Annotated in this window: 12 protein-coding genes; all 12 read right to left on the bottom strand. The window is 49.1% G+C overall.

What is annotated here, in order from left to right:
- Positions 1-6: 6 nt before the first annotated feature.
- Positions 7-1,245 carry a Kelch repeat-containing protein gene (locus tag K245_RS0102640; protein WP_027358060.1) on the bottom strand — a complete coding sequence of 413 codons (1,239 nt, stop codon included), beginning with the start codon at positions 1,243-1,245 and terminating at the stop codon, positions 7-9.
- A 10-nt stretch (positions 1,246-1,255) separates the two neighbouring features.
- The gene (locus tag K245_RS0102645) at positions 1,256-1,585 is read right to left on the bottom strand and encodes a hypothetical protein (protein ID WP_027358061.1); all 330 of its coding nucleotides are present in this window, start codon (positions 1,583-1,585) and stop codon (positions 1,256-1,258) included.
- A gap of 210 nt (positions 1,586-1,795) precedes the next feature.
- Positions 1,796-2,326, bottom strand: a complete 531-nt coding sequence (locus K245_RS0102650) for a phage tail protein (RefSeq protein WP_027358062.1) — start codon at positions 2,324-2,326, stop codon at positions 1,796-1,798.
- A gap of 8 nt (positions 2,327-2,334) precedes the next feature.
- The gene (locus K245_RS22775) at positions 2,335-3,006 is read right to left on the bottom strand and encodes a phage tail protein (protein WP_051283808.1); all 672 of its coding nucleotides are present in this window, start codon (positions 3,004-3,006) and stop codon (positions 2,335-2,337) included.
- A complete protein-coding gene (locus K245_RS0102660) occupies positions 3,006-4,142 on the bottom strand; it encodes a baseplate J/gp47 family protein (RefSeq protein ID WP_027358063.1) in 1,137 nt (378 codons plus the stop codon). The genes K245_RS22775 and K245_RS0102660 overlap by 1 nt, the downstream gene beginning before the upstream one ends.
- The gene (locus K245_RS0102665; protein WP_027358064.1) at positions 4,129-4,551 is read right to left on the bottom strand and encodes a hypothetical protein; all 423 of its coding nucleotides are present in this window, start codon (positions 4,549-4,551) and stop codon (positions 4,129-4,131) included. The genes K245_RS0102660 and K245_RS0102665 overlap by 14 nt, the downstream gene beginning before the upstream one ends.
- Positions 4,551-4,868 carry a PAAR domain-containing protein gene (locus tag K245_RS0102670; RefSeq protein ID WP_051283809.1) on the bottom strand — a complete coding sequence of 106 codons (318 nt, stop codon included), beginning with the start codon at positions 4,866-4,868 and terminating at the stop codon, positions 4,551-4,553. The genes K245_RS0102665 and K245_RS0102670 overlap by 1 nt, the downstream gene beginning before the upstream one ends.
- 59 nt (positions 4,869-4,927) lie before the next feature.
- Positions 4,928-5,545: a hypothetical protein gene (locus tag K245_RS0102675; RefSeq protein ID WP_027358066.1), complete on the bottom strand. Its 618-nt coding sequence runs from the start codon at positions 5,543-5,545 to the stop codon at positions 4,928-4,930.
- A gap of 11 nt (positions 5,546-5,556) precedes the next feature.
- Entirely contained in the window at positions 5,557-6,147 is a 591-nt protein-coding gene (locus K245_RS22780; RefSeq protein ID WP_051283810.1) for a hypothetical protein, read from the bottom strand.
- Positions 6,134-6,943 (bottom strand): hypothetical protein, encoded by an 810-nt coding sequence (locus tag K245_RS0102685; protein WP_156906676.1) that lies wholly within the window; start codon positions 6,941-6,943, stop codon positions 6,134-6,136. The genes K245_RS22780 and K245_RS0102685 overlap by 14 nt, the downstream gene beginning before the upstream one ends.
- The gene (locus K245_RS0102690; RefSeq protein ID WP_027358068.1) at positions 6,943-7,482 is read right to left on the bottom strand and encodes a hypothetical protein; all 540 of its coding nucleotides are present in this window, start codon (positions 7,480-7,482) and stop codon (positions 6,943-6,945) included. The genes K245_RS0102685 and K245_RS0102690 overlap by 1 nt, the downstream gene beginning before the upstream one ends.
- On the bottom strand, positions 7,472-8,506 hold a 1,035-nt coding region (locus K245_RS0102695; protein ID WP_027358069.1), incomplete at its 5' end, for a hypothetical protein. The genes K245_RS0102690 and K245_RS0102695, both read right to left, overlap by 11 nt.

The following is an 8,506-nucleotide window of genomic DNA, read 5'->3' on the forward strand; positions in this document are numbered from 1 at the left end:
CCCTCCTTAGGCAAACACAGGCATTTTAATGCCGATTGTTTTTGATGATTTCAGGAATGCGGAAAGCTTTGCCAAGTCGATTATTAACCCTGATGTGTTGTAAAGGGTAGAGGATGACTGGACAGCAGACATCCCCCAACTACCGCCCCACATAAAGATCTTACCATTGTCAAAGGCAATCATGGGGCCGAGTAGCGTTGCCGCTGAAATTGGAACGTGATACTGACGGCCAGTAGCCTCCACATAAGCCATCAACCCGCTGAACAAGGGAGACCACATAAAAAGAACCCCGTCCTGATAGAATATTCGTGTATCTGCAAGCTGTGACTGGAGATAGTCCGCACTAATCCCTGGCGGCTGAATGCATGGATGGAAATTACAGAAGCGAGAAAACTGATTGGTTACTGTATCGAATAAAAAAATGTTGTTATGAAATATTGATCGAAGGTAAGCCCCGTCTATTTTAGATATCTTAAAATTTATTAAAAATTTTGTTGCGGAATATTTACATGATGCTGAGTTGGTTTTAAGCAAAACGCTGGAGTAAGAACCATCGCCTGATGCTGCGCCATTATTTATTATCGGCGGAACTACAGCCAGATCAGACCATACGTTTGATGCAAAATTATACCTGTATATTGTTGGAAAATTTGAAGGTACATATGTAGCAGATGTACTTTTAGCGGCCTGCATAAAATAAGCATATCCACCGCTTGTGCCCATAAAGGCATACGCGACACATATAAGATTTGTAGGCGTCGCAGGAAGGGAGGCTAAAGCAGTCCATGAGTTGAGGACTGGGTCATAAACCCTGAAATTAAATGCAGCATTAGCTGGGGTTGATATATTGGCATAGTAATAACATTTGCCGCCATAATCGAAACTTCCGGTTTGAGAGCAAGCAAGCAAATCATTGATATCCGGATAAGCAAGCCCTGTCTCGCTCCAAGTGTTAGCAGCTTCGTCGTAGACGCTCGGCCTCTGAGTAGTCGATCCCGGAGTATACAATTTGCTGTTAGCCGCTACGGCGGGGCCGCTTGATACTGACTCGGCAACCCATTCCGAAAATTTACTAAACGTGCTGTTGCCTGAACCAAAAAGAGTATTCATGGGAGAGACAAAAGCACTTCCCCAGTCATCTCCCAGCAGGTTAAGGTTTTCGAAATAATTCACATTGTCTATTTTTGATTTAGCAACCAGCCTGACTCCTGGAATGCCGGATTGAGCAGGGAATGATGAACCCATTTCTTCCTCCTTATATTAGCAAGCCTTCAAGAATAAAGCTGACGCTGTCAGCCTGGCCAGTCTTAACCCGTATTGTTTCCCCGGCTCCCATATTCACAGTAATCTCGTGTGGAGGGCCAGGATCGACCGGGACATTGAAACATCGCCAGTCGGCCACGAGGGCCGGGTTATCCCCATGGCCAGCCGCACACCTTGCTATGCTGTATTCAACCGATTCCCCGGCCTGGTTGCAGACAGACACTCTGCCTTGAAAAAACCTGCCAGCCGGGCAGGCATAAAGCTGTATTTCTCCGGTTGATGCGGGTTTCAAAGCCGCGAACCGTCCGTATTGATCAGCCATAAATCCTCCTACAAAGATGTCGCCCCGCTGGGGCTTTTTACGGATGAATCCGTTTTTCGGGTTCAGCTCCGTAGGAGCGTCATCTTTGTAGATGTCACCCCTACGGGTTATTTTCGGTTGAATTCATTTTTTTACAAAGATGTCGCCTCTCTGGGGCTTTTTACGAATGCTTAATGCTTTTAAGCTCCGTAGGAGCGTCATCTTTGTAGACTACATTGTGTTTGTGTAGAAAAAGGCTCTTCGAAGCCCGGCTTTCACAGTTTCGGCAAGCACCTCTGTGATGCTGTCCACATATTGCCTGGATGCCATGACAACAGATGGTTCTATAGTCAGTGTGATAGCTGATGTATTCTCAACTGCGAGCGGCAGCCTGATATAAAGATCCTGGCCAGCTCCATCAGCAAGGACAGGTTTTTCCGTTGGCGGGTAATTGGAAACGGCCACAAGATCTCCGGCAGAATCAAAGAGACCAACTTCCCTTATCCACCATCCGCCAACATCCACAGGGATCTTCCCCTCAATGGTAATCCAGTTTGGATTTTCCTCTGACAGAGCTATCCTGTTGACTTCACCGCGCCAAACTTCATTAACCAGGCCTGCCATTCCTTCCCATGGTTCGACAAACAGCCCATTTCCGTCTCCTACAGCCATATGGGTTATTTCAAGACCAACACCGTCGACCAGCGCCTGCGCGTACCTGGCCACGCCTATGCTCGTCATGATCGAATAATATTTTTGCATTAAACCTCCTAAGTCGGTTCTTTCGGATATACGATGGTGTCAGAGCCTGTCTGTATTGCTGCGGCAGACATCAACATCACAGGCTCAAGTGTAATTTCCGTGGTAATCAGTGGATAAACCGTCGTAACCGCTCCAGCCACTGGCCCTCCGCACCCAATCCACGCCTGGGCTTTCTCCAGATAAAGAACCAGCTCAAAACCAGCCAGTTTCGACCTGGCTGGTTTCACCTCATTAATGGCCCAGGTCATTGTGGGCAGTTTGGTGAGCATGTCGCCCTGGATATTATTGATCCTCACACGGAATTCTGCCCAGCGCTCCGGATCAGTATCCCTGAGATTAATGATCTCCATGGTGTCTATGCCGCAAGCGTCCGCGACTATGCGCCTGATCCCGCTTTCCCTGCCGCCAAGAACGTACCAGTGCCAGGCCAGCCTTACCCTGCTGTAATATTGATCATCGGTTTCATAGGCAGCGCGAACAATCCCCCTCGATGCCGCGAACCCGTCAAGATTCTCTTCCTCGCATCTGTCCGGCAGAAACTGGTCACGAACCCAGAGCACAGACTCCCTTGCTGAATCCAGAACATCAGCTGCCCCTTGAACAACAGTGGCCAAAGGCCCTGGCTGCCAGATCAGCGCGTATTTCAAACCGTTTTTGAAATAATTCCAGAATATACTCATCAGGCTTCAGCCCATTTCCAGGTTAAATCCAGTGATTCAAGCACTCCGAGTCCGTCATCAGGGATACCAATGTCAGAAACAGGAGAAGCCCAGTTCACCTTTTTGATATTTGATCCAGTACCTAAAACCAGAAAGGTCAATAAATCCCTTGTCACATCCTGGCCGATTTCAAGTGGAGCAACCCCGCTGACAACAGCACCTGAAAACAGCGCCCTGATTCTGTTTTCAACAGCAAGCCTGATATCCGCAGGATTGCCTCCTGTCAGTTCAAGCTCTCCAATAATCAGGACATTCACCGCCAAAGGCCCTTTGACTATTACATCATCGTTGATCGGCTTTTTTTCATTAACTACAGCATCCACAGCCGCGACCAGCTCTGCGGTCGGCAGCCCTGCCGCGCCTCTTATCACAACATCAATCGTGCCCTGACCCCTTGGGTGATTATCCATGATCCTTACTCCGGTCACTCCTGTCACAGACCTTGCCCATGATTCATAAGCGTATTTGGTGCAGCCGTTTATCGCGGCCCAGGCAAGCTGATATCTAAGCCTCAGGCTGTCATCGTCTTCTTCGTCTATGGCCTCGGACGCAAGCCATCCGGCCCGGTTGATTACTCCGTCAATGCCAGGAATAACCGAGGCCATTTCCCTTATCTGGCCTGCTGTTACATTGCCCGCGCAGCCACAGGATTCTGATTCGACCGCGACAAGCGTTTCAATTTCTCCATCCTGTAAAACCACGTCAGCCAGGGTAACAAACCTATAGACATTGCCGAGTCCGTCTGGCGGAGTTCTGATAACGCTGCCCGCAGCTATGGGAACATTGCCAGCAGAGTCTGAGCGGTAAAAAATAATATTGCCCCTGGCTTTTGTGGCCTTCTTGCGAGAAACCCCGACCTGACCGCAATGCAGGTCAAGCCATAAACCTGTGGCTGTTGACGGAAACGCCTGCTTAAGCACAAAATCAAGAAACTGATAAAGCTGATAAAGACCCCAGGCCCAAAGCTCTATCAAACCACGGACAGGCCCTCTGTTAAGATTGAGAGGTCGTGGCAAATCTCCATCAGCCTGAACCGCCTCGATGCGCTCAAACAAGCTACTTCTGATGCTTTCGAGTGTTTGCTTAACCAGTAACATCCTTGATCACCATTTCCATGTTTGCGCCGATTTCCATTACCAGGTTGAATTTATGGTTCTCGTTGATCAGCCTGGCTTCCGCCTGGATAACAATCCCTGTGTGATCCCATCCTGAAACCATGGCCTGGGCAGACATGGGCACAACCCTCGGATCAAGCCCGATCCTGTAAACAACTTCATTAACCAGGGCCATTCTGTTCGTGACCGTGTTTTCGTCCTTGGCATAAAGATAGATTTCAGAGCCGAATGCCTTGTCGTAAAACAGAGAACCCAGAGGAGTGGCCAGTCTCAGCCTTATGTCCTGGACAGCCGCCCTGACTCCCTCGGTTATGGCTGCTTCTCCATTTGCGGCCACAACAGCCTGCAAGGATTCATCAAGCAGCATGTCGAACCCATAAATATTTTCCATTATTCACCATTCGCCGTAATGTTTGCAGACCCTGTCACGCAGATCCCTGATCCGCAGAAATGGGTCACAGGATCGCCGACCCTTGCCACGCCCTTGCTGTTTGCGGAAACATCCGGTGATCCCCCGATCACCATGTAGACTCCGCAATGCGGACAAGTATGTGTGCCGAAGTCCCCGGATCTCTGGACACCAAGGCCATTGCCAGAAACGTCCGGAGATCCTGAACCGTGGTATCCCACAACAGCGTGGGGACAACATCTGAGGCCGTGGCTGCAAATTCCGATTACAAGGTCATTTGTTAAGGCTATCCCTGGCATTATTGTGGCCTCCGGCGGGTCGCTTTTTTGAAAAAAAGCTCCGCAAAAAACTTTATGGGTTAATGAGCAAGGGTCTGAAGATATTCATCCCATGTCAGGGCAGATCCCTTTTCAGGCAAGCTGGCCAGCATGGGAGGCCTTGAATCAGCCTTGATATAAAAAGTCTTTCCATAGATCAGACCATTTCCGTCCAAATCTTCTGCGCCCATATATTCGTTGACCAGAATAGCTGCCTTGGGAGGCTTGCTTCCTGATGATTGGCCCGCCATCTTAAGCAAGGCGTCAGACCCCATCATTCCGCATCTGCTGTTGACCACATCCCAGAGCTTGCATGAACCATCTTCAGGGCATCTGAAAAAGCCATATTCAGAACCTTCGGTAACAGCCATTGACAGATCAGACTCGTTTTCAAAGGCTGTCTTTTCTTCCTGATCAAGATATTTTCCGGTCTCTGAATCAGGCGCATAAATATTGCCTGCGGAATCCCTGAGGCTTATTACCAACGATTCTTTGGCCAGGGCAGATGCTATTGCGACAGGTTCGTTGGTTTCCAGGGAATTACCTTCGGCATCCAGATACTGGCCAGATGGATTCCTTGTGTAAACCTTCCCGACCTGATCAACGAGCTGGGTCTTAATCGATTGAATTTTCAGTGACAAAAACGGACAAAAAGCCATGATGTTTTCCTTTAGTTCAGCCTGATTTTTGCGCCTTTTATGCTTACTTCGGCAGCCTGTACCGTGGCATTTCCAGTGCTTGTCACAGCCACTGAGCCGCCAGCGTTTATGATTACGTCGCCTGTAATCTCAATTTTCATGCTTCCGCCTGCTTTCATATTTATGTCCGAGGGTGTGACCTGAATGATGTTCTTTTCAGCATCTATTTTAATATGACAGCCAGGGCCGGACTGAATTATGAAGGCTCCGGTCTCACAGCCAGGCGCTTTGTTTCCGTGCCATCTGAAATTTGAAATCCTCGGATAATTGGGATCTCCATCATAATAAGAAAGATCACAATAGCTGCCCTCTGTTGGCGGACAAATTACGCCGCGATCAGGCCCTGCCCAGATCACAGGGATTTCAACCTTTGAAACCACAGGTTCGTTTTCATCCACGGATTCGTCATTTCTGAGCGGCTGAACATCGGCCCAGTATTTTCCGTCAGACTCATAAGCCTTTACGACCCTGGCTTTTTTGGTCAGCCTGTAAAATGCCCTGAAATCAGGCATGCATATTTCCATGGCCTTCTTGAGCATTTCTTTAAGTTCAGCAGGGTTCATATTCGACTCCGTAAGAAATAAAAGTTCTGGCCTTTGTTTCCTGAATTTCGTGGACAACAGACAAAATTCTGTAATCCCCGCTTTTATGCCTTGTTGTGTCTTCCAGCCTGAAAAGCTGGGAATGTCTCAGATGAGGCAATAAAAAACTCTCGACCACGCTCAGTCCGGAGTCGTTTTCCACAGGACGATGGCTGATAAGCCCGGCTCCAGTGGCGATCACCGGGATTGAGTCTGTCTCTTCATCGAAATCACCCCAGTTGATTTTCCCCTCTCCATCCATCCAGATAGCCCAGCGACTCATATCCTTGTTTGAAGCCCTCCGGCATGTTACCCGGCATTGCCTCACTGCCTGCCACACAGGAATATTATTTGCCGAAAACCTTGGAATGATCACTCCCGGCGCATCGATGCGCCCGGCGGTCAGCCCTGCTTTATTCACCAGCCATTTTACTATGGCCTCGGCTGGCTCGTTCTCGAAGGCATGGACAACACTTGTCGCTGTCAGCGGCAGCTCTTCTCCGCAAGCCGTGATTAGTATCTGATCCTTTGCCGGGTCTGGTTTTATTGACGAAACAGAACCTTTCCAGATTCCCGCCTCCTGCTCCCTGTAGCCCAGCCCGATCTTAACCTGATCTTTTGCCTTCACAGTCCGGAACAGATATCTGTCCGGATCTGGCAGAGCTATTTCCATCATGGTCAAAGGAGAATGCCTCCTTGATATGATGCGGAGTCTTTGCGCCCGGTTAAAGCTCAAGCCCCCTATGTCAATCTGCTGATGCAAAACGGATATTCTCATTACATTACATCCACATTTATAGCCGTATCAGGCCCTGGATCAGGCTTTGTTCCGCCTGGCGTTTTTGTCAGGGTTGTCGAAGCCTTGTCTCCGCTTGAGGCTCTGTTTTCCACTGTCTGGATATCTATTCCTTCCTCGACAAAGGATAACTGACAGTCAATTACATCGTCATGGTCAGACTCCATGGCATCCAGGTCACAGAAAATCACCTGCCTGATTCCCATTGCCGTAAGCATGGGATTGTTCACGGAGTAAACGCCTGGCCTGCCTCCTGAGTCGTGGCCTTTGAATATGGAATTGATTTTTGCAAGCTTGTCGTAGCAGGTGCTCTGGTCATCGGTCAGAAGCTCCAGCGTAAGCGACACATCAGCGTCTTCCCATCCCATGGCCACCTTGACTTTGCCTGATCCGCCTCCGTCCTGTTTTGTTTCATCAAACCGGACAGATCCCCGAACAGACTGATTCTTCAAAATACCGGGCAAAATCTCTCCGTTCAGCATCACGATTCCGTCTTCATAGGTCAGCATTCTACCAGCCATGAGCTTCCACCATTCCTTTCAGGGCAGTGACAAATCCGTCGGAGTCCTTTACTTCAGGCAATACAAGCGATCTGATATGCACTTCTATTTTTCTGTTTTTTCCTGCTTCGTTCGTGGTTTTTGTATTTTTGGCGCTATCGCCCATGACGATTTCAGGCAGGGCAGGAGCTGGAACTCCGCTGCCAGGCTCAGGCATTTTAAGGGCCAGGGATGAAGCGACAGTCGCCTGAAGATCAGGAGCCGCCTGTCTGACTCCTGTGCCGAGGGTTTCCATCATCCTTACCCCTGAAAGTGTCAGGGTTGATAATGGCCCTTCCTTGGCGTCTGAAAACGGAAGAAGGTTTCTGATTTTTTGAAGCCCTGTTTCCACAAGCTGGGCAGGCACTGAAAGAGCCGATCTTATGCCTTCGGTGAAAGTGCTTATGAGTTTGGCCCCTGATTCAAACAAATTGAGGCCGCTGAAAAGGTCGATTATTGTCGTCTTTATGGTCTCGACAGATGTCGTAAGTGTCAGCCAGGCCCCGTCAATGAAAGTTGTCAGAAGATTTTTGCCCGCATCCATAAGGCTGCCGCCCATTTCAATGGCGGACTTGATCCATTGAACAGGAGCAAGATTCATAAGAGCGTTCATGACCCTGTCCGGAAGTGATGTGAAATAACCGACCACGCTATCCACAAAGCCGCTGACAGCATCTGGTATGGCGGCAATAGTCACATATATCCATCCAGCAGATTCACCGATTGCCTTGCCAAGCCATCTGAAACCGTCCGCCAAAGCTCCGACAATCTGAAAGACCATCTTTAAGGGAACAATGAGGACTTTCAGAACCTCGACAAGAAGCTGCAAGCCTGAACCTGCGATTACTCCAACAACCTCGCCGAACAGCTTCCAGCCCGAAACATTAGTTCCGGACATGCCACCCATGACTGAAGAGACAACTTCCTTAATCAGGTCAATCACCGGAGCCAGGGCAGAACTAATCTCTGTCCAAACAGGCAGAAGCGAATCCATCAATCCGCTGGT

Origin of the sequence: Desulforegula conservatrix Mb1Pa, from assembly GCF_000426225.1 — a bacterium.
Lineage (GTDB): Bacteria > Desulfobacterota > Desulfobacteria > Desulfobacterales > Desulforegulaceae > Desulforegula > Desulforegula conservatrix.